This window comes from Halomonas sp. RT37 (assembly GCF_040070525.1).
Taxonomy (GTDB): domain Bacteria; phylum Pseudomonadota; class Gammaproteobacteria; order Pseudomonadales; family Halomonadaceae; genus Halomonas; species Halomonas litopenaei.
This window is the reverse complement of sequence record NZ_CP098827.1, coordinates 2500873-2521465: the sequence shown is the minus strand read 5'-3', so window position 1 is coordinate 2521465 and position 20593 is coordinate 2500873. Positions and strand designations below refer to the sequence as shown.

Annotated in this window: 23 protein-coding genes; 8 read left to right on the top strand and 15 right to left on the bottom strand. The window is 65.5% G+C overall.

What is annotated here, in order from left to right; translation table 11 throughout:
• Positions 1-26: 26 nt before the first annotated feature.
• From NFG58_RS10685 to NFG58_RS10675, 3 genes are read right to left on the bottom strand one after another with little or no spacing between them, the layout of a single operon-like run.
• Entirely contained in the window at positions 27-479 is a 453-nt protein-coding gene (locus NFG58_RS10685) for a thioesterase family protein (protein ID WP_108133353.1), read from the bottom strand.
• Positions 479-1432 carry an L-carnitine dehydrogenase gene (locus NFG58_RS10680; protein ID WP_213227967.1) on the bottom strand — a complete coding sequence of 318 codons (954 nt, stop codon included), beginning with the start codon at positions 1430-1432 and terminating at the stop codon, positions 479-481. The genes NFG58_RS10685 and NFG58_RS10680 overlap by 1 nt, the downstream gene beginning before the upstream one ends.
• On the bottom strand, positions 1429-2349 hold the full coding sequence (locus NFG58_RS10675) for a 3-keto-5-aminohexanoate cleavage protein (RefSeq protein ID WP_108133355.1): 921 nt from the start codon (positions 2347-2349) through the stop codon (positions 1429-1431). The genes NFG58_RS10680 and NFG58_RS10675 overlap by 4 nt, the downstream gene beginning before the upstream one ends.
• Positions 2350-2583: 234 nt before the next feature.
• Between NFG58_RS10675 and NFG58_RS10670 the strand changes: the two genes are divergently transcribed.
• A complete protein-coding gene (locus NFG58_RS10670) occupies positions 2584-3159 on the top strand; it encodes a carboxymuconolactone decarboxylase family protein (protein ID WP_348826445.1) in 576 nt (191 codons plus the stop codon).
• Between the two features lie 326 nt (positions 3160-3485).
• Here NFG58_RS10670 and NFG58_RS10665 read toward each other — a convergent pair whose 3' ends face one another.
• Together NFG58_RS10665 and argF are read right to left on the bottom strand one after the other, a co-directional pair.
• Positions 3486-3788, bottom strand: coding sequence for a hypothetical protein (locus tag NFG58_RS10665; RefSeq protein WP_348826444.1), 303 nt, complete (start codon positions 3786-3788; stop codon positions 3486-3488).
• Between the two features lie 84 nt (positions 3789-3872).
• On the bottom strand, positions 3873-4793 hold the full coding sequence (gene argF, locus NFG58_RS10660; RefSeq protein ID WP_045994793.1) for an ornithine carbamoyltransferase: 921 nt from the start codon (positions 4791-4793) through the stop codon (positions 3873-3875).
• A 237-nt stretch (positions 4794-5030) separates the two neighbouring features.
• On the opposite strand from argF, the gene grxD reads away from it, so the two are divergent.
• Positions 5031-5381, top strand: coding sequence for a Grx4 family monothiol glutaredoxin (grxD, locus tag NFG58_RS10655; RefSeq protein ID WP_045994792.1), 351 nt, complete (start codon positions 5031-5033; stop codon positions 5379-5381).
• A 172-nt stretch (positions 5382-5553) separates the two neighbouring features.
• Here the strand turns inward: grxD and rnt are convergent, their stop codons facing one another.
• Complete coding sequence (gene rnt, locus NFG58_RS10650) at positions 5554-6219, bottom strand: ribonuclease T (protein ID WP_045994791.1); 666 nt, start codon at positions 6217-6219, stop codon at positions 5554-5556.
• 207 nt (positions 6220-6426) lie between these two features.
• Between rnt and NFG58_RS10645 the strand changes: the two genes are divergently transcribed.
• From NFG58_RS10645 to NFG58_RS10620, 6 genes are all read left to right on the top strand, one after another.
• Positions 6427-7644, top strand: coding sequence for an argininosuccinate synthase (locus NFG58_RS10645; RefSeq protein WP_045994790.1), 1218 nt, complete (start codon positions 6427-6429; stop codon positions 7642-7644).
• A 35-nt stretch (positions 7645-7679) separates the two neighbouring features.
• On the top strand, positions 7680-7982 hold the full coding sequence (locus tag NFG58_RS10640) for an HlyU family transcriptional regulator (RefSeq protein WP_045994789.1): 303 nt from the start codon (positions 7680-7682) through the stop codon (positions 7980-7982).
• Positions 7983-8176: 194 nt separating this feature from the next.
• Complete coding sequence (locus NFG58_RS10635) at positions 8177-8851, top strand: glutathione S-transferase (protein WP_222569477.1); 675 nt, start codon at positions 8177-8179, stop codon at positions 8849-8851.
• 314 nt (positions 8852-9165) lie between these two features.
• The gene (locus tag NFG58_RS10630; RefSeq protein ID WP_045994787.1) at positions 9166-10131 is read left to right on the top strand and encodes a sulfurtransferase; all 966 of its coding nucleotides are present in this window, start codon (positions 9166-9168) and stop codon (positions 10129-10131) included.
• 210 nt (positions 10132-10341) lie between these two features.
• The gene (locus NFG58_RS10625; RefSeq protein ID WP_348826442.1) at positions 10342-11550 is read left to right on the top strand and encodes a YeeE/YedE family protein; all 1209 of its coding nucleotides are present in this window, start codon (positions 10342-10344) and stop codon (positions 11548-11550) included.
• A gap of 38 nt (positions 11551-11588) precedes the next feature.
• Positions 11589-11783 carry a hypothetical protein gene (locus NFG58_RS10620; protein WP_045994785.1) on the top strand — a complete coding sequence of 65 codons (195 nt, stop codon included), beginning with the start codon at positions 11589-11591 and terminating at the stop codon, positions 11781-11783.
• A gap of 187 nt (positions 11784-11970) precedes the next feature.
• Here NFG58_RS10620 and NFG58_RS10615 read toward each other — a convergent pair whose 3' ends face one another.
• The 9 genes from NFG58_RS10615 to metG form a co-directional block, all read right to left on the bottom strand.
• The gene (locus tag NFG58_RS10615) at positions 11971-12264 is read right to left on the bottom strand and encodes a hypothetical protein (protein WP_045994784.1); all 294 of its coding nucleotides are present in this window, start codon (positions 12262-12264) and stop codon (positions 11971-11973) included.
• A gap of 231 nt (positions 12265-12495) precedes the next feature.
• The gene (gene nth / locus NFG58_RS10610; protein WP_108133358.1) at positions 12496-13131 is read right to left on the bottom strand and encodes an endonuclease III; all 636 of its coding nucleotides are present in this window, start codon (positions 13129-13131) and stop codon (positions 12496-12498) included.
• A 62-nt stretch (positions 13132-13193) separates the two neighbouring features.
• Complete coding sequence (locus NFG58_RS10605; protein ID WP_348826440.1) at positions 13194-13901, bottom strand: electron transport complex subunit E; 708 nt, start codon at positions 13899-13901, stop codon at positions 13194-13196.
• Positions 13898-14440, bottom strand: a complete 543-nt coding sequence (locus tag NFG58_RS10600; RefSeq protein ID WP_348826439.1) for an RnfABCDGE type electron transport complex subunit G — start codon at positions 14438-14440, stop codon at positions 13898-13900. Before NFG58_RS10600 ends, NFG58_RS10605 begins: the two co-directional genes overlap by 4 nt.
• A gap of 117 nt (positions 14441-14557) precedes the next feature.
• On the bottom strand, positions 14558-15592 hold the full coding sequence (locus tag NFG58_RS10595) for an RnfABCDGE type electron transport complex subunit D (RefSeq protein ID WP_348826437.1): 1035 nt from the start codon (positions 15590-15592) through the stop codon (positions 14558-14560).
• Positions 15589-17343 carry an electron transport complex subunit RsxC gene (gene rsxC, locus NFG58_RS10590; protein WP_348826435.1) on the bottom strand — a complete coding sequence of 585 codons (1755 nt, stop codon included), beginning with the start codon at positions 17341-17343 and terminating at the stop codon, positions 15589-15591. Before rsxC ends, NFG58_RS10595 begins: the two co-directional genes overlap by 4 nt.
• Positions 17330-17896 (bottom strand): electron transport complex subunit RsxB, encoded by a 567-nt coding sequence (rsxB, locus tag NFG58_RS10585; RefSeq protein ID WP_222569481.1) that lies wholly within the window; start codon positions 17894-17896, stop codon positions 17330-17332. The genes rsxC and rsxB overlap by 14 nt, the downstream gene beginning before the upstream one ends.
• A complete protein-coding gene (rsxA, locus tag NFG58_RS10580) occupies positions 17893-18483 on the bottom strand; it encodes an electron transport complex subunit RsxA (protein WP_045994778.1) in 591 nt (196 codons plus the stop codon). The genes rsxB and rsxA overlap by 4 nt, the downstream gene beginning before the upstream one ends.
• Before the next feature lie 63 nt (positions 18484-18546).
• Entirely contained in the window at positions 18547-20589 is a 2043-nt protein-coding gene (gene metG / locus NFG58_RS10575) for a methionine--tRNA ligase (protein ID WP_045994777.1), read from the bottom strand.
• Positions 20590-20593: the final 4 nt, after the last annotated feature.

Below are 20593 nucleotides of genomic sequence, written 5' to 3'. Positions count from 1 at the left end.
TGGCCGAATCTGCGCTGATGGCGCCGTCAGCGTCGGACGATGCCGATACGCCGCCCGAGTCCCTCGGGAGCGGGCGATGAGATAACCGGCAGCGCAGCGATGGCGGTGTCCACCGCCTCGGGGAAAGGTCCCGGGCGCCCGCTGTCGAGGTCGATGCCCATCAACATCTGTTCGCTGGTGGCCAGCAGCTGTTCGCCGCTGTACAGCTCGAACCACAGATGCAGGCGCTTGGCGTCACGATCGACCAGCGCGACCTCGACCTGAAGGGGCTGCCCCTGGTGGGCCTCGCGCAGGTAGCGCAGATGGGTCTCCAGGGTGTAGAGGGTGTAGCCGTGCCGGTGGCGCCCGGCCTCGTCGAGGCCGATGCGCTCCATCAGGGTGTCGACCGCCAGGGAAAACACCCTGGCGTACTCGGCGTCGTTCATATGGCCGTTGTAGTCGACCCAGTCAGGCTTGACGTCGGTGTCGAGCAGCGCCATCAGATGCGCCCCTCGAGGCCTTCCGCCTCCGGCCAGTACTTCTGGACCAGCCCGAGCAGCTCGACCAGAAAGTCGTCACGACGGCGATCCAGCTCGGACACGCTGCGACCCGCGGCCTGGTGCTCGCAGCCCTCGACCACCCGATCGATCAGCTCGTCGGTCAGCTCCGGGGCCTCGAGCTTGGTCCAGGGCAGCTTCAGGGCGGGGCCGAACTGTTCCAGCATGTGGCGCATGCCCTGATCGCCGCCGGCCAGATGGAAGGTCAGGAAGGTGCCCATCAGTGACCAGCGCAGGCCGCAGCCGTAGACCACGGCGGCGTCGATCTCTTCGGTGGTGGCGACACCGTCGTTGACCAGGTGCAGGGACTCCCGCCACAGCGCCTCCATCAGGCGATCGGCGATATGCCCTTCGATCTCGCGACGCACCACCAGCGGGCGCATGTCGAGTGCCTGGTACAGCGCCTGGGCACGCTCGGTGTGCTCGGCCTGGGTGGCCTCGCCGCCGACCAGCTCGACCAGCGGCAGCAGATACACCGGGTTGAAGGGGTGGGCGACGATGACCCGGCCGGGCGCGTGCTGACAGCCCTGTTGCAGGTCGCTTGGCTTGAAGCCCGAGGTCGAGGAGCCGATCAGCACCTCAGGCGGCGCCGCGGCGTCGATCTGGGCCAGGATGCTGCGCTTGAGCTCGAGGCGCTCGGGCACGTTTTCCTGGATCAGGTCGGCGCCGTCCACTGCGGCTTCCAGCGAGGTCGCAAAGCGCAGGTTGTCGGGGCTTGCGCCCTCGGCCAGGCCGCGTTTTTCCAGTGACGGCCAGGCATTGTCGACGAAGGCACGGGTGCGTGCCTCGGCCTTGGGGTCGGGGTCAAAGGCGGCAACACGCCAGCCGTTGGCCAGGGCTCGAGCGATCCAGCCGTTGCCGATGACGCCGGTACCGATGACGGATAGCTGTTTCATGCATCACCTCCAGCGCTGTCGCCGGCGATCTGACCGGTGGACGGGTCGCGCAGCTTGAGGAACTTGCGGGTTTCGGCCGGGGTCATCACGTTGGCGCCAAGGTGGTTGATCATCCGACCGGCCTTCTCGACCAGCTGGGCGTTGGAGGCCAGTACTCCCTTTTCCAGGTAGAGGTTGTCCTCGAGGCCGACGCGGGCGTGGCCGCCGAGCAGTACCGCTTGGGCGGCCATGGGCATCTGGTGGCGACCGATGCCGAAGGCCGCCCAGTTGGCGTTGGTCGGCAGCTTGTTGCGCATGGCCAGCATGGTCTCGGTGTCGGCCTCGGCGCCCCAGGGGATGCCCAGGCACAGCTGGTAGAGCGGGTCACCGTCGATCAGGCCTTCGGCCTGGAGCTGGCGGGCGAACCATACATGGCCCAGGTCGAAGCACTCGAGCTCCGGCTTGACCCCGGCGGCCTGCACCAGGCGGGCGTGTTCACGCAGCCAGTCGGCGGAGTTGACGTAGATCATGTCGCCAAAGTTGAGGCTGCCGCAGTCCAGGGTGCACAGCTCAGGCAGCAGCTCGCCCACCGGCTCATGGCGCTGGGCCGGGGTCTGGATGTCGGTGCCGGGGCCGCCACGGGTCGGATCCTGGCTGTCCGGAATCCAGTCCCCTCCACCGCCGGCGGTGATGTTCATGACGATGTCGGTGTCGGCCTCGCGCACCCGCTCCATCACCTCGCGGAAGTGATCCAGCGAGTGGCTGACGCCACCGGTCTCGGGGTCGCGCACGTGGATGTGGGCGATGCTGGCGCCGGCCTTGGCAGCCTCGATGCAGTCGTTGGCGATCTGCTCGGGGGTGACCGGTACCTTGTCGCTCTTGGCGGTGGTGTCGCCGGCGCCGGTCACGGCGCAGGTCAGAATGACGTTGCGGTTCATGATGCTCTCCTCGTCGTGAATGGGCGCAGTGTGGCGAAGATGACGGCCTGCCACTTGGCGCCAAGCGTCGTTTTGTTGACGTCATGCGACATCCTTGGTGTCGCTGCCAATCTGTGCCAGAACAGGCGTGATGAGGAGGGTAGGGAGAGTGCGGGGAAAGGATTCGGCAACGAGCGCCACCAAGTAGCACGTTCATCGACGTATCCCTTCACCTCTGTATTGGAATAGAGACCCATGACCGACTTTACTCAGCACGATCTGTCCAGCGCCCCCGAAAAAAGCCGCCCCCTGCTCGAGAAGGCGCAGAAGGAGATGGGCATGATCCCGGCCCTGTATAGCGTGATGGCCGAAGCGCCGGGCGTGCTGGAGGCCTACCAGCGACTGCATGAGCTGTTTCTCGCCTCGAGTTTCGATGCCGCCGAGAAGACGGTGGTTTGGCAGGCGATCAACGTCGAGCATGATTGCGAGTACTGTGTGGCCGTGCACACGGCGGTGGCCGGCATGATGAAGGTGGACCCCGCCATCACCCAGGCGCTGCGCGACCAGCAGCCGCTGGAAGATGATCGTCTGGAACTGCTGCGCCAGACCACGCTGGCCATCGTGCGTGATCGCGGACGTCCGGATCCGGCCGTGGTGGAGCACTTCCTCGAGGCAGGCTTCACCCGCCAGCAGCTGCTGGACATCGTGCTGGGGGTGAGCCAGAAGATTCTGTCGAACTACGTGAATCACCTGGCGGACACGCCCATCGACGACGCCTTCAAGCGCCACGCCTGGACGAAGGGGGCTGCAGGTACCGACGCGGCGGCCTGATCGAGAGGGCCTTTAGGGGGCCTTCACCGGCGACGCAGTGGCAGGCTGCCAAGTTGCAGACTGCCGTTTGCACAGGCCGTAGGTAGCAACGACCGCCGCTGGAAAAGGCCAAGGGTAAAAACGGATATTGGCTAGAACCGCTACTGGTAAAAACGAATAGTGGCAAGAAACGATACGGCCAAGAAACGATAGTAGAAGCACCAAGGGCGCCCGCTGGGCGCCCTTGGCATATCTGGCCGGTGTCAGAAGACCGCCTTGCTATTTATCGCCTGGCTGTTGATGGCTGGCGACACCCAGACAGCACCGTCGGTCGCTCGCTTTAGACCTCAGGCGCTGGCGTGAAGGTCGGCGGCGCCGACACCATAGAGATCAAAGGCCAGTTCACGTCCGGTGGCGGTGAGCACCAGCCGCCCCTGGCTGTTGTGGGCCACCAGCGCCTGGCGCAATAGGCGGCGCAGACGCGAGGCCTGGGAACGTGAGCGGGTCAGGGAATCGAGCCGCTCGGCGCTGAGTCCGCGACTGGGCTGGGTGATCGCCTCCAGCACCTCGCCATCGCGGTAGAGGTCCTCGATGAAGGCGGTGAGGTCGATGCGCTGGGCGGTGTCGTTGTGATCAGCGGTGAGGGCCATGGTCCCATCCCGAACAAGAAGATGGGACCAGTATACGACAATCGTCGAATTAGACCAAAGTCTATAAGTACGTCGACCAGGATCTCAGCCGTTGACCTGACCCAGCATCAAGAACTCCAGCAGCGCCTTCTGGGCGTGCAGGCGGTTGCCGGCTTCCTGCCAGACGACCGCGCGGGGATCGTCGAGCAGGGTCTCGCTGATCTCCTCACCGCGGTGGGCCGGCAGGCAATGCAGGAACAGCACGTCCTTGGCGGCGGCGTCGAGCATCGCTTCGGTGACCTGGAAGCCGGCAAAGTCCGCCTCGCGACGAGCCTGCTCTTCCTCCTGGCCCATGGAGGCCCAGACGTCGGTGGTGACGAGGTCGGCGCCGGCCACGGCGGTCATCGGGTCGCGCTCGATCACTACCCGATCACCGGCGGCGGCCAGGATATCCTCGCGGGGGTCGTAGCCCTCGGGGCAGCAGATACGCAGCTTGAAGTCGAACTGGCGCGCGGCGTTGATCCAGGAGTGGCACATGTTGTTGCCGTCGCCGATCCACACCGCGGTGCGGCCCTTGACGCTGCCGCGCAGCTCGGTCCAGGTCATGACATCGGCCAGCAGCTGGCACGGATGGTAGTCGTCGGTCAGAGCGTTGATCACCGGTACGTCACTGGCGGCGGCGAATTCCTCGAGACCCTGGTGGGAAAAGGTCCGGATCATCACCGCATCGACCATCTCCGAGAGCACCCGTGCGGTGTCACCGATGGGCTCGCCGCGCCCCAGCTGGGTGTCGCGCGGTGACAGAAACAGGGCGTGCCCGCCAAACTGGGCCATGGCGGTCTCGAAGGACACCCGGGTACGGGTCGAGGATTTCTCGAAGATCATCGCCAGGGTGCGGTTGGTGAACGGCGTGTAGGTCGGGCCGTGGGCCTTGAGGCCGTTCTTGATGGTGATGGCGCGCTGGATGAGGTAGCGCAGTTCATCCTGGCTCAGGTCCAGTAGGGTCAGGAAGTGGCGGGTGGCCATGGCATCTCTCCAACGAGGTAAAAAACGACCATCCTAGCCAGCCCCGAGGGGATGCGCAACGCGCCGCCGGGCCGTACAATGCGGCCATGCAAAGGCCGAGTGTGGCCATCGGGTATTGCCTCCTGCGAGGTAGTCCGCCGGGGCCGCATTGAAAATGGGGCGGGATGCCCCCATTGTCCCGGTCTGCGTCACTTAGCAAGGGCGAGCAAGCCAAGCCCGTTTCAACGAGGAGCCGTGATGAGTACCACCGTCGAGAATATTCAGCGCCAGATCAGCGAAAATCCCATCCTGATCTACATGAAGGGGTCTCCGCAGCTGCCGCAGTGCGGCTTCTCCGCCCAGACCGTGCAGGCGCTGATGGCCTGTGGCGAGCGCTTTGCCTTCGTCAACGTGCTGGACAACCCCGACATCCGCGCGGAGCTGCCCAAGGTGGCCAACTGGCCGACCTTCCCGCAGCTGTGGGTGGAAGGCGAGCTGGTCGGCGGCTGCGACATCGTCGTCGAGATGCACAACAACGGCGAACTCGAGCCGCTGGTCAAGCAGGCCGCCGAGCGTGCCCGTCAGAACGAGGAAGGCGCTGCAGACTAAAGAGCGCTGTTGGCGGCCGTGCGCCCGCCAGGCCAACGCCTTTCCATAAGGCGTTGTCCGGTGGGACCGCGTCGACCGGCTGCCGCGAAAGCTTCGCACCTACGATAAAGGCCCCGATGGTCATCGACCATCGGGGCCTTTATCGTCTTGAGACTTTAGTGGCCGAAGGGGATCAATCCTCTTCCATGCCTTGCTCCTGCTGGGCCAGCCGCCATCCTCCCAGGTCCTTGTAGCGATTGACCATGGCGCAGAACAGCTCGGCGGTGCGCTCGGTGTCGTAGCGGGCCGAGTGCGCGGCGTTGTTGTCGAACTCGATACCGGCGGCGCGACAGGCTCGGGCGAGCACGGTCTGGCCGTAGACCAGACCGGCAAGCGAGGCGGTGTCGAAGCTCGAGAAGGGGTGGAAGGGATTGCGCTTGATCTCGCAGCGATTGACCGCGGCGTTGAGAAAGCCGTGGTCGAAGGCGGCGTTATGGCCCACCAGGATGGCTCTGGTACAGCCGTGGGCCTTGATCGCCTTGCGCACCGGTCGAAATATCTCGCCAAGCGCCTCGGACTCGCTGACCGCCACCTGCTTGCGCAGCGGGTCATCGAGGCGAATGCCGGTGAAATCCAGCGCTGCCTGCTCCACATTGGCACCGGCAAAGGGTTCGATGTGGTAGGCGAAGGTGGCGTCGGGCAACAGGTTGCCTTCCGGGTCCATGGTCAGGGTGACGGCGGCGATCTCCAGCAGGGCGTCGGATTCCGGGTTGAAGCCGCCGGTCTCGATATCCACCACCACCGGCAGAAAACTGCGAAAACGTTGCGCCATGAGTTCGCGGGCGATCAGCTCGCTCATGCACCTCTCCTTAGTCGGGCCGTGTGGGGTCAGGGGGCCTGCTGTCGGCAGGCCGAAACGGCGAAAGTCTAGCAGTTTGGGGCAGCGGCGTCCCGTGGCCGGTATTCGGCACCCCAGATGCACGCTATAATCGGCGCTCTTCGGGCGTTATTCGCGCCGCGAATGCGTTGGTCACACCATGGTTGGTTACAAGAAGGAGCCCCTAGCATGTCCGATGTAAAGAAGGTCGTGCTCGCCTATTCCGGCGGACTGGACACATCCGTCATCGTCAAGTGGTTGCAGGAAACGTACGACTGCGAGGTGGTGACCTTCACCGCTGACATCGGTCAGGGCGAGGAAGTCGAGCCTGCCCGTGCCAAGGCCGAGGCCCTGGGCGTCAAGGAAATCTACATCGAGGACCTGCGCGAAGAATTCGTGCGCGACTACGTGTATCCGATGTTCCGCGCCAACACCATCTACGAGGGCGAGTACCTGCTGGGCACCTCCATCGCCCGTCCGCTGATCGCCCGCCGCCTGATCGAGATCGCCAACCAGACCGGTGCCGACGCGATTTCTCACGGCGCCACCGGCAAGGGCAACGATCAGGTGCGTTTCGAGCTTGGCGGCTATGCGCTCAAGCCCGGCGTCAAGGTGATCGCCCCGTGGCGCGAGTGGGACCTCAACTCCCGCGAGAAGCTGATGGCCTACTGCCAGCAGCACGATATTCCGGTGGACTTCAGCAAGAAGAAGAAGTCGCCGTACTCCATGGACGCCAACCTGCTGCATATCTCCTACGAGGGCGGCATCCTCGAGGATCCCTGGGCCGAGGCCGAGGAAGACATGTGGCGCTGGAGCGTGTCGCCGGAGGCCGCCCCGGATACCCCGACCTACGTCGAGCTGACCTTCGACAAGGGTGACATCGTGGCCATCGACGGCGAGCCGATGAAGCCCCACGAGGTGCTCGAGAAGCTCAACAAGCTGGGTGGCGACAATGGTATCGGCCGTCTCGACATCGTCGAGAACCGCTACGTCGGCATGAAGTCCCGCGGCTGCTACGAAACGCCCGGGGGCACCATCATGCTGCGTGCTCACCGCGCCATCGAGTCGCTGACACTCGACCGCGAAGAGGCCCACCTGAAAGACGAGCTGATGCCGAAGTACGCCGAGGTGATCTACAACGGCTACTGGTGGAGCCCCGAGCGCCGCATGCTGCAGGCGGCCATCGACGAGACCCAGAAGAACGTCTCCGGTGTGGTGCGCATGAAGCTCTACAAGGGCAACGCCATCGTCGCCGGTCGCCGCTCCGACGAGTCGCTGTTCGACGAGTCCATCGCCACCTTCGAGGATGACCAGGGCGCCTACGATCAGAAGGACGCCGAAGGCTTCATCAAGCTCAACGCCCTGCGTCTGCGCATCGCTGCCGGCAAGGGTCGTCGTCAGGACTGAGTGGTAACGTCGCGCGACAGGCCAAAGGAGTTCCCATGCTGAAGCAACTGTTCGGAGCGCTGTTCAAGGGGGACGGCAAGTCGTCGTCCCGCGCCGCGCCCGAGGCCGAAGCGGTCGAGTACCGTGGTTACCTGATCATCTCGCAACCCGAGGAGCAGGGCGGTCAGTTCCGCGTCAGCGGTGTCATCCGCAAGCCCATCGAGGGCGGCGAGACCCTGGAGCATCGGTTCGAGCGTTCTGACCTGGTGCCGGGGCGGGAAGCCTGTGACGCCCTGATGCGTCAGAAGGCCGAACGCTACATCGATGAAGTCGGCGACGAGATGTTCGAACCGCGCTGATTGCTCACCGCGACAACGGCGCCCTCCGGGGCGCCGTTTGTGTCTGTGGGGCGGTTGTTTCAGGCAGGTCGTCGCCGCGCCCGTCAGCCCATCTAACACGCCCCAGCCCATGTCGGGGAGAGCCACACCTCAGGCCATTGCCTGTCTCAGGGAAAGACCCGCCTCAAGGCATGACTCGTTCCAAGGAGAGCTCCATGATCGTCGTGCACCATCTGGAAAATTCGCGTTCGCTGCGTATCGTCTGGCTGCTGGAAGAGCTGGGCGTGGACTACGAGATCCGCCAGTACGCCAGAGATCCGAAGACCATGCTGGCACCCGCCGCACTCAAGCAGGTGCACCCGCTGGGCAAGTCCCCGGTGATCACCGATGAAGACGCAGGTAGCCGCGTGGTGGCTGAGAGCGGCGCCATCATCGACTACCTGCTCAGGCGCTTCGATACCGAGCATCGACTGTGGCCGGAGCCGTCAAGCGCCGACACCACCGACTTCGTGTTCTGGATGCACCACGCCGAGGCCTCGGCCATGCCGCCACTGGTCATGAATCTGGTGTTCAGCCGGCTCGGCAAACCGCCGGTGCCGGCGCTGATGCGGCCCCTGGGCCGGCTCTTTGCCGAGGGCGTGCGCAAGCAGTATCTGGGGCCGGAGATCCGCCGTCTGATGGACTTCTGGGAGCACAGCCTGGAAGGGCGAGAATGGTTCGCTGGCGAGCGCTTCAGTGCCGCAGACATACAGATGAGCTTCCCGCTGCTGGCGCTGGAAGGTCGTGGCCAGCTCGGCGACCACCCGCAGCTTGGCGCCTTTGTCGAGCGCTGTCGCCAACGGCCCGGCTATGTCCGCGCCGTCGAACGGGGAGGCGAACTGTCACTGTAACCTGGTGCGGAAGGCCGCTCGCGCATCATCTGGCAGAAAGGATCCTGTGGGAATGGCCGAAGGACCTTATGGCAAGCACCTTGTGGGAAGGACATTGCATGAGGAGCGTGACAGTAGGAGCGTGCACGAGGGATGTGCTACCAAGCGCCTTGCCTGACAAGGCATTGCGCCTGCTCCGTTGCTCGGCATTCGCTGGAGCGAATATTCATGTCGGCAAGTTATGAGCGTGAAAATTATTATTCATTGCAAGCATATTGAGTTTGCTGCTCCGAGCGGGATAATGGGCGTCAACACCCACCTAGGAGGTCAAGATCATGCTGAGGTCCCTGACATTTGCCGGTGCCTTGCTGGTGGCAGGCTCCGCCCAGGCGCTTGAGGTCGATCCGCTGGTCAGCCCCGCCTGGCTGAGCGAGCATCTGGACAACGACAATCTGGTGGTGCTGGACATTCGCTCCAGCATCGACAATGGCGGCGATCGCTCGAGCTTCGAAGACGCCCATATCCCAGGCAGCCTGTACTCGAGCTATACCGAAGACGGCTGGCGCGAGAGCCGTGACGGCGTCACCGGGGTGATGCCGCCGGTGTCGAGTCTACAGCGGCTGATCGGTGGGCTCGGTATCGACAACGACGATACCGTGGTGCTGGTGCCGGCGGGCACCGGTGCCACCGACTTCGGCAGCGCGGCACGGGTCTACTGGACCTTCAAGGTACTCAGCCATGACCAGGTGGCGATCCTCGACGGTGGCTTTGCGGGCTGGAAGGAACAGGGGCTGGAGGTCGTCAGTGGCCCCGTCGAATATCCCGACCCGGTGCGCTTCGAGGGCGCCCTGGACGAGTCACTGCTGGCCACCACCGAAGAGGTCGAGGCCGCACGGGAGTCCCAGGGGCAGCTGGTCGACGCTCGCCCCGAGGATTACTTCAAGGGGGACAATCAGTCGCCGGCGGCGGCGGCTCCTGGCACCATCCCGGGTGCCTTGAACCTGCCTCACCAGAGCCTGCTGGCCAACGATGGCGGCGCCTGGCGTCTGGACACCGCCCAGGTGACCTCGCGGATACAGGCGGCCGAGCTGGACGCCAGCGCCAAGACCGTGGCCTTCTGCAACACCGGCCACTGGGCCGCCACCGACTGGTTCGTGCTCAGCGAAATCGCCGGCTTCGACAATGTGGCCCTGTATGACGGATCCATGGCCGAGTGGACCCAGGACGAGTCACGCCCGTTGGCGGTGGCCAAGCAGGGACTGGGCAAGGTGCTCGACGCCCTGGGCCTTGGCGACGACTGATCGCCCTTAGGCTCCGGTTGCCCTGAGGCTCCGGTTGGCGCCTTGTTAAAGCGTCGATTTCGCGCAATTGCTGCGCCTTTGCTACGTTGTCGTTGCCTCGCTTCTGCGTCCGTGCCGGACCTGTTGCTGGATGGCAGGGTTTGACGCTATCGCCACGCCGCCGACCCCGGGTCGCCGGCGTGGCCCTCTCATCACGAGTAGATCACTACCATGACACAGACTTCCGCTGCGGCCCCCGTCCAGGGCCGCCTTCCTGTCGATCGTTTCGTCGTCGGCGTGGCCCTGGCCGGGATGCTGATCCTGGGCGGGCTGGTGTGGCTCGAGACCGCTCCTTTCCTGGTGGCGCTGTTCGGCGTCGGTATCGCGCTGGGGATGGCGCTCTACCATGGGGCCTTTGGCTTTACCGCCGGCTGGCGCAACCTGGTCACCAAGCGTCGCGGCGCCGGCATGCGTGCCCAGTTGATCCTGTTTGCACTGACCTCTGCGCTGATGATTCCGCTGCTCGGCAGCGGTGAGCCCGGCATGGTGGGGGCGGTGGCGCCCATCGGCACCTCGCTGGTGGTGGGCTCCTTCGTGTTCGGCCTGGGCATGCAGTTGGGTGGAGGCTGTGGCTCAGGCACGCTGTTTACCGTCGGCGCCGGCAACCTGCGCATGCTGGTGACACTTGCGTTCTTCATCATCGGTGCGGTGGTCGGTTCGATCCACCTGCCGTGGTGGCTCGACCTGCCGAGCCTGGATCCTGTCAGCCTGATCGACAGTGTCGGTGTCTTCGGCGCCATCGCGGTACAGTGGGCGGGACTGGCGCTGGTGATGCTGTGGGTCAATCGCGTGGAACGCCGCGCCCACGGTTCGCTGGAACGTTCCGAGCTGCGCCTGGCACCTGCCGAAGGCGGGGTGCTGCGCACCCTGGTGCAGGGACGCTGGCCCTTCGTCTGGGCGATCCTGGTGCTGGCGATCGGCAACACCCTGACCCTGGCCATCGGCGGGGCGCCCTGGGGCATCACCTTCGCCTTCAATCTTTGGGGTGCCAAGGCGTTGCAGGCCATCGGCGTGGACATGAGTCAGTTCGAGTTCTGGACCTGGGACTACCCGGCCATGGCGCTGGCCGATTCGGTGCTGGTCAACATCACCTCGGTGATGAACTTCGGTCTGCTGCTGGGTGCCATGCTGGCGGCGGGTCTGGCCAATCGCTTCAATGAAGCCAGCCGCAAGCCCATCGAGGGACGTCAGTTCCTGGCGGCGGTCATCGGCGGCCTGCTGCTGGGCTACGGTGCCCGCCTGGGCTTCGGCTGCAATATCGGCGCGCTGTTTTCGGGACTGGCCTCGGGCAGCCTGCACGCCTGGGTGTGGTTCGCCTGCGCCTTCGTCGGCTCGCTGGTGGGGATTCGCCTGCGCCCCTGGTTCCGACTGCCCAACTGATCGACCGACCCACTGATCCATTGTTCAAGGTGATTCCCATGAAAGCCGCCTATCATCGAAGCCGCGTCATCGGTCTGTTGCTGGCGATTCTGGTATTGATCATGGCCGACCACCTGGCCAGTCCCACCTTCGCCTTCAACATGGGCGACGGCCACGCTCGAACCTCGCTGAACCAGCGTGACGCCAGCGCCTGTGCGCCCTGCGGGGCGCCGTGCCCGTCCACTCGCCAATAGGGCTTGCATGAAAAGTGCCTGCGCTCGCCGACTTTTCGTAGAAATCCTGGAATTATGCCTGCGCTCGGTGACGGTTCTCGGTCCAGGCCCTGTGGGCTCACCCTAGTGTGAAGGCATTGGCGATAAAAGAGGCGCCCCTGCCATGGCAGGGGCGCCTCTTGTGGTCGTCAGTCTGACGGGGAGACGATCATTCTCGTGGGTCCTGTTCGCGGCGGGGGATCTTCGGCCCCAGCGGCCCGAGCCACAGCCAGACCTGAAGCACTACCAGGATCGGTAACAGCCAGGTCGGCGCGCCCACCGTCCACACCAGCACCTGGTGGATCATGAAGGCGGTCAGGCCGCCGAGCAGGCCAAGCACCGGGAACATCAGAGGCCGCTCGGAGCCCGGGCGGCCACTTAGCCGGAACAGCGAGCCGGTGAAGGCGCCGAAGCTCACGGCCATGGCCAGCGGAATCCAGAGTTGCTGTAGCACTTCCTGCATCGTTAACCGCTCATGTTGAGACTTGGGCCCTCAGGCTAACGCGTCTGGCCGCCGGCTGCGCTTGAACTTTGGCGTAATTTGCCTGGCTTTCGGCTTTCGGCTTTCGGCTTCCGGCTTCCGGCACGCATCCTTGGTGATGGGCGCTTTCGCCGGCGAGCGCTTTCGCCTGTGGTGCTGGGGGCCAGGACGAGCGAAAACCGTCGCTGGGTGCAGTCGCGGCCCATGCAAGGTCTAGATGTCGGTCTTGTCCTTGAACTCGCACAGATCCTCGATGACACAGCTGCCGCAGCGTGGCTTGCGCGCCACGCAGGTATAGCGGCCATGGAGGATCAGCCAGTGATGGGCGTCCTGGCGAAACTCACGGGGCACGTGGCGCACCAGCCGTTCCTCGACCTCCACCACGTTCTTGCCCTTGGCGATGCCGGTGCGGTTGGAGACCCGGAAGATGTGGGTGTCTACGGCGATGGTGGGCTGGCCGAAGGCGGTGTTGAGTATCACGTTGGCGGTCTTGCGTCCGACCCCGGGCAGGGCCTCCAGCGCCGGACGGGTGGCCGGGACCTCGCCGCCATGGCGCTCGATCAGCAGATGGCAGGTCTTCATCAGGTTTTCGGCCTTGGTGTTGAAAAGGCCGATGGTCTTGATGTGTTCCTTGAGCGCGTCGATCCCGATATCGATGATCGCCTGGGGTGTGTTGGCCACCGGGAACAGGCGAGCGGTGGCCTTGTTGACGCCGACGTCGGTGGCCTGCGCCGACAGCAGTACCGCGGCCAGCAGTTCAAACGGTGTGCTCCAGTTGAGCTCGGTGGTCGGCTCGGGATTGTGGGCCCGCAGGCGGGTAAAGATCTCGTGGCGTTTGGCAGCGTTCATGCTCGTCTCTTTGGTTGGCAAGCCAGGGGCTGAATCGACAGCGGGCCAGGCCGGGCGGATCTTCAGCGCACGACTCCGGTAACCCGCACCCGGCGTTCGTCCCTGGGCGTCCGGGTCGGCGCCGGGCGTCGGCGCTTCACGGCGTCGTCGATGGCGTTCTTCGCGGCGATCAGCAGCCCGGTGATCAGAAAGGCGCCTGGCGGCAGCACCAGAAACAGCATGCCGCCATCACCCGGCAGGTGCAGTGTCCAATCACCGGCTGCGTCGCACAGCAGCAGGTCCATGCCGGCGAACAGGGTGCCTTGCCCCAGCAGTTCGCGGATACCCCCGATCAACACCAGCACCAGAGAGAAGCCGAGGCCGTTCATCAGGGCGTCGAACAGGGCCGGCTTGAGCGGTTGGCGGGAGGCAAAGGCCTCGACCCGAGCCAGGATGGCGCAATTGGTGACGATCAGCGGCAGGAAGATGCCGAGCACCTGGTAGAGCTCGTAGGCCAGCGCCGCCATGGCCAGTTCGACGCAGGTCACGAAGGCAGCGATGATCAACACGAAGGCCGGCAGGCGTACCTCAGGGCGTACCTGGTGGCGCAGCGCCGAGGCCGAGGCGCTGGCGCCGAGCATCACCCCCAGGGTGGCGATCCCGAGCCCCAGGCCATTGACCACACTGCCGGTGACGGCCAGTAGCGGACACAGGCCGAGCAACTGGACCAGGGCGGGATTGTTGCTCCACAGCCCCTTGATGGCGATGTCGCGAGCGTCGCTGCGGGTCATGGGCTGGGCTCCTGGTTACTGGCATCTGGCGTATCACGCGGCGACCCGGCAGCCAGCACCGCTTCGTTCACCGCCTGGATGACGGCGCGAGAGGTGATGGTGGCACCGGTCAGGGCTTCGATGGCGCCCTGCGGGGCCAGGTCGAGCTGGCGGCGCGCGAGGCCTTCGAACTGATCGACCCAGGGGCCCTTGCGGCGCTCGATGGCGTCGCCAAGCCCCGGCGTCTCGCGGTGATCGACGACGCGCACTGCCGTGACACGCCGCTGCGGTGTCAGTGCCACCAGCACCTCGACGGGGCCTGCGTAGCCGAGCGCTGAAGTGGGTTGCAGGGTGGCGAGCAGCGTGCCGCTTTCGTCCAGCGCCTGCCAGCCTTGGTCACCGGCCGGCGCCGGCACCAGCCTGGCGGTGCCCTGAGGCGCCAGGCTTTCCAGCAGGGCGTCCTGGTGGGCCTGGCGATTGGCCTCGATACGCCCCTCGCTGAGTGCCTGGGTCAGGCTGACCGCACCCAGGGTTACCAGGGCGAACAGGGCAAGTTTCACGGCCAGTGTTCGCGGAGCCGACGTGTTGCTATCAGGGCTATTCATCAGCGCAGTTTATCAGTGCTTTCCAAGTGAGGCGGTCGTCCATCAGCGCTCTTGACCAAGGCGGGTCGCTGGCTAGCCGTCATCGTTGTGCCTCCGGGTGGCTCGAGCATTCGATGGCCGGTCGGGCACCAGCTGGTCGAGCAGGGGGGCGGCGAGGTTCATCAGCAGCACGGCGAAGGCAACGGCGTCGGGGTAGCCGCCGTAGGCACGGATGATCATCGTCAGGGCGCCGATGCCGGCACCATAAGCCAGGCGTGCACGACGACCGCTGGCGGCACTGACCGGGTCGGTGACGATAAAGAAGGCGCCGAACATGGTCGCGCCCCCGAGCAGGTGGAAGCCGACTCCGCCGCTGGCCGACAGCCGATCGAACAGCCAGGCGAGCAAGGCCATGGAGGCGAGCATGGACAGCGGCAGGCGCCAGTCGATCAGCCGGCGGTAGAGCAGGTAAAGACCTCCGGCCAGCCAGGCCAGGGCGACGTTGCGCCAGGCCTCCAGCGCCGCTGGTGCCACTAGCTCGGCGAGGCTGGCGTCTGCGGCGCGATGGCGGTAGGCGTCCAGCGGTGTGGCACCGCTCAGCGCATCCAGTGCGGCTGGTGGGTGCTGGCCCAGCCAGCGTGCCAGCCAGGTCGAGGGCTCGACGGCGTCGGGGCCGAATAGCCCCGAGGGTGCGGGCCACAGGCTCATCTGGGTGGGGAAGGACACCAGCAGCAGGGCGTAGCCCACCATGGCGGGGTTGAACAGATTCTGGCCGAGCCCGCCGTAAAGGTGCTTGGCCACCGCCACGGCGGCAAGCGAGCCGATCAGGATCAGCCACAGGCTGGTGCCCGCCGGCAGCGCCGCACCCAGCAGTACCCCGGTCAACAGGGCGCTGCCATCAGCGATGGTTGGCGAGACGGGCCGCCGACGCGCCACCAGCATCATCGCCTCGATCAGCACACAGCAGGCCGCTGCGGTGATGACGTTGGTGACGACGCCAAGGCCGAAGAACCAGCTCTGGGTGATGAGTCCGGGCAGGCAGGCCAGCGTCACCCGACGCATCAAGGTAGCGCTGTCGTGTCCACGGCGAGCGCTGTCTGCGCTGGTGTGGCGGTGAAGGTGGCTCATGGCCGGGTTTCCTCCTGACGGGCGGCCTTGAGTCGTGCATCGGCGGCGGCGAGGTGCTGTCTGGCGGTATCCAGCTGAGTCTCGAGGTCGGCGAGGACATCCGCCGATTGCTGCTGCTGGGCGGCGCGCTCCAGCGCCTTCTCAGCCTTGCGTGCCGCGGCCTTGGCGGCTGCCTGGGCGATGCGCAGGCCACGCACGTCCGCGACGCTGGCGGTTCCTTTGGCGTCGGCTGAGCTATCCTTGGCGCTGCTTGCGTCGCGCTGCTGGCCGCGCCGGGTGGCGGCCTGACGACGGGCCTGGCGACGTGCTTCACGCTCGGCCGCCTCGCGCTGCTCGCGGGCCTGGCGTGCCTCGAAGCGGTGGCGGGCCTGGTCGGCCCGGTCGCTCTCGGCGCGCGCGATGCGCAGGCGCTGCTTGGCCTCGCCGAAGCCGTTGGCCAGCGGCAGGTGGCTGGGGCAGACGTAATCGCAGGCGCCGCACTCGATGCAGTCGAACAAGCCGTTGGCCTCGGCCTTGTGGTCTTCGCCTGCCTGGGCGTGCCACCACAGCTGCTGAGGGGCAAGGCCCGCCGGGCAGGCCGGCTGGCAGTCGCCGCAACGGATGCAGGGGCGTGCGGGGGGCGGCGTCGGCAGTTCAGTCGCGTCAGCGGCGATCAGGCCGTTGGTGGTCTGGGTGATGGGTTGGTCAAGCGATTCGATCGCCTGGCCCATCATCGGCCCGCCTTCGATCACCCGAGACAATCTGGCGCGATCGAGGCCGGCGTCCTGCAGCAGGTAGTCGATGGCGGTGCCCAGGCGCGCGGTGACATTGCCGGGGCGTGCCAGTGCTCGGCCCGCCAGGGTCAGGGTGCGCTCGATCATCGGCTTGCCGAGCGCCACCGCGTCGTGGATGGCCGCCAGGGTCCCGGGATTGTGACACAGCACGCCGGCGTCCACCGGCAGCTGGTCCGAGGTGAGACGGCGGCCCAGCAGGCGCTCGATCAGCTGGCGCTCGCCGCCGCTGGGGTAGCGGGTGGGGATCACCTCGAGTCGTGCCGGACAGGGCAACTCGTTTAGCCGGGCCCGCACGGCGCTGGCCGCCTCGGGCTTGTCGTCTTCGATGCCGATGACAATAGAGGCGGCCCCGGTGGCATGGGCCACCATTGCTGCACCGAGCAGCACCCGGTCGGTGTGCTGGCGCAGTGTCTGGTCATCGGCGCTCAGGTAGGGTTCGCACTCGGCGGCGTTGACCACCAGGGTATCGATGCCCGCCTGGCGTGCCGCGCGGACCTTGAGATGGGCCGGAAATCCGCCGCCGCCCATGCCGGCGATGCCGGCGTCGGCAATCCGTTGGATGATCTCGTCGGGGGCCGCGCCTTGCCAGTCGAGCGGCGGCAGCCAGTGGTGCTGTGAAGCGCCGTCGGCCTCGATCACCACGGCGGGCGGGTGTTGTCCGCCGGCGTCCGCCTCGTCGTGCATGAACAGCGCGCTGACGTGTCCCGAGATGCTGGCGTGCACCGGCAGCGCCAGATGGCCGACGGCGCGTGCCACTGGCTCGCCGGCACGCACGTACTGGCCTGGCTTGACGATGGGCTGGACCTCTCGCCAGGGCTGGTCGCGGCCATCTTCCAGCAACAATGTCACCCTGGCCGGTAGCGGCGGCGTGCGTATGCCCAGGTCACGGGTCTGCGACTTGCGGGTAGGGGGCAGCACGCCGCCAGCGGGCCGGGTACCCGCCGCCAGTGATCGCCAGAGCCGCTCAAGTACTGCCATGAAGCGTCTCCGTGGTGCGGTCGCTGGCGATGATGCCGGCGGTCCAGTGGGGTTGTGGCTCTCTTGGCAGCATGTCGATGCAGTCCACCGGACAGGGAGCGATACACAGATCACAGCCGGTGCATTCGTGTGCGATGACCGTGTGCATCATCTTCGAGGCACCGAGGATGGCGTCCACCGGGCAGGCCTGGATGCACTTGGTGCAGCCGATGCATTCATCTTCCCGAATAAAGGCCACCCGGGGGGTATCGTCGGCGTCGCCGTCGAGCGCCAGAGGTTCCCGACCAAGCAGTTCGGCCAACTCGAGGATGGTTGCCTCGCCGCCCGGTGGACAGCGATTGATGGCCTCTCCCTGCTCGACGGCTTCGGCGTAGGGCCGACAGCCGGGATAGCCACACTGGCCACATTGGGTCTGGGGCAAAAGGGCGTCGATCTGCTCCACCAGGCCATCCTCGCCGTCCTTGAAGCGACGGTTCAGCCAGCCCAGCAGTCCGCCGCAGACACCGATCAGTGCGACCATCAGGACCACGCCGACAAGACTCGTCAGGCTCATGGGGAGCCCCCGGTGGCAAGTCCGGTGAAGCCCATGAAGGCCAGCGACATCAGGCTGGCAGTGATCATGGCGATGGCTGCACCGCGAAACGGGCGCGGTACATCGGCGCCCGCCAGGCGTTCGCGCATGGCCGCCAGCAGGATCAACACCAGCGAGAAGCCCAGAGCGGCGCTGAATCCGTACAGCAGCGCATCGAAGAAGCCGCCGTCGCGACCCAGGCTCAGCAGCGCCACGCCCAGCACCGCGCAGTTGGTGGTAATCAGAGGCAGGAAGATGCCGAGCACCCGATGCAGCAGGGGGCTCAGGTGGCGGACCATGACCTCGGTGGCCTGGACTACCACGGCGATCACCACGATAAAGGCGATGGTGCGCAGGTACTCAAGATCCAGCGGCACCAGCAGATAACGGTGCAGCAGGTGACTGGCCGCCGATGACAGGGTCAGTACGAAGGTGGTGGCAAGGGACATGCCCAGCGCCGATTCCAGCTTCGAGGACACCCCCAGGAAAGGGCATAACCCGAGAAACTGCACCAGCACGAAGTTGTTGACCAGGGCGGTACTGACGAGGACGAGAAGAACGTCGGTCATGGAATGCACGAGGTAACGGCCGGCGGGCAGGGTCCCGCCGGCGCATGGGCGTGATGGAACCCCTTAGCTGACCCGCTGGCCGGGTTCTGCGCCACTGTGGGGTTCGAGCAGATAGATGCCGTCGTCGTTGCCAGCCGCCAGCACCATGCCTTCGGAAACACCAAAGCGCATCTTGCGCGGTGCCAGGTTGGCCACCATGACGGTCAGCTTGCCTTCGAGAGCCTCCGGCGAATAGGCGCGACGGATGCCGGCGAAGACCTGGCGGCTTTCGCCGCCGAGATCCAGCGACAGCTTGAGCAGCTTGTCGGCCCCTTCGACGTATTCCGCCTTGGCGATGCGGGCGATACGCAGGTCCACCTTGGCGAAGTCGTCGAAGCTGATCTCGTCGGCGATCGGCGTCTCGGCCAGCGGTCCCTTGGGCGTTTCCTTGAGCTTCTGTTCTTCCACCAGATCCTCCTTCGATGCTTCGATCATGGCATCGATACGATCGTTCTCGACCCGGGTCATCAGCGGCTTGAACTTGTTGACGGGGTGATCGCCCAGCCAGGTCTCGCGGCTGTTCCAGTCGAGGGTGTCGAGATTCATGAACAGTCTGGCCTGTTCGGCCATGGCCGGTACGACCGGGGCCAGGTAGACCATCAGCTGACGGAACAGGTTGATTCCCATGGAGCAGATGTCGAGCACTTCCTGCTCGCGGCCTGCCTCCTTGGCCAGCACCCAGGGGGCCTGGTCGGCGATGTAGCTGTTGGCCTCGTCGGCCAGTTCCATCACCTTGCGCATGGCGCGGCCGAACTCCCGCTGTTCATAGTAGTCGGCGATCTCGTCACCGGCGGCGATGAAGCGTGCCAGCATGTCCGGCTCGGCGCAGTGAGTCGACAGCTGCCCACCTCCGAGCTTCTTGACGAAACCGGCGCAGCGGCTGGCGATGTTGACCACCTTGCCCACCAGGTCGGCATTGACCCTGAGCGCGAAGTCCTCGAGGTTCAGGTCGAGGTCATCGACCCGGGAGGTGAGCTTGGCGGCGAAGTAGTAGCGCAGGTACTCGGGATTGAGATGCTCGGCGTAGGTCGCGGCCTTGATGAAGGTGCCGCGTGACTTGGACATCTTGGCGCCGTTGACCGTGACGAAGCCGTGGCAGTTGACTGCGGTGGGGGTGCGCATCTCGGCCCCGTGCAGCATCGCCGGCCAGAACAGGGCGTGGAAGTAGACGATGTCCTTGCCGATGAAATGGTAGACCTCGGCCTTTGAATCGCGCTCCCAGTAGCTGTCGAAGTCCAGCCCCTCACGCTCGCACAGGTTCTTGAAGCTCGCCAGGTAGCCGATCGGAGCGTCCAGCCAGACATAGAAGTACTTGCCCGGCGCGTCAGGAATCTCGAAGCCGAAGTAGGGCGCGTCGCGGCTGATGTCCCACTCGTTGAAGCCGGACTCGAACCATTCCATCAGCTTGTTGCGGATCTGCGGCTGGACATGGTCGTCCTTGATCCAGGCACTGAGGAAGTCGGCGAAGTCAGGCAGCTTGAAGAAGTAGTGGGTGGAGCTGCGGACTTCCGGGGTGGCGCCGGAGATCGCCGATACCGGATCGATCAACTCGGCAGGGGTATAGGTGGCACCGCAGGCCTCGCAGTTGTCGCCGTACTGATCCGCGGTGTGGCACTTGGGGCATGTGCCCTTGATGAAACGATCGGCCAGGAACAGACCCTTGACCGGATCGTACATCTGCTCGATGTCACGGGTGGCGATGTGCCCCTTGTCGCGCAGGCGCTTATAGATAAGCTCGCTGAAGTGGCGGTTTTCCTCGGAGTGGGTCGAGTGGTAGTTGTCGAAGGCCACGCCGAAACGGGCGAAATCCTGCTGGTGTTCGCGGGATACTCGGTCGATCAGCGCCTCGGAGGTGATGCCCTCCTGCTCGGCACGCAGCATGATCGCGGTGCCGTGGGCGTCATCGGCGCAGACGTAGTGGCACTGGTGGCCGCGACTCTTCTGGAACCGCACCCAGATATCCGTCTGGATGTACTCCAGCAGGTGGCCCAGGTGAATGGCGCCGTTGGCGTAGGGCAAGGCGCTGGTGACCAGAATCTGGCGCTTGTCGGGTGCGGTGATGGACATGGTG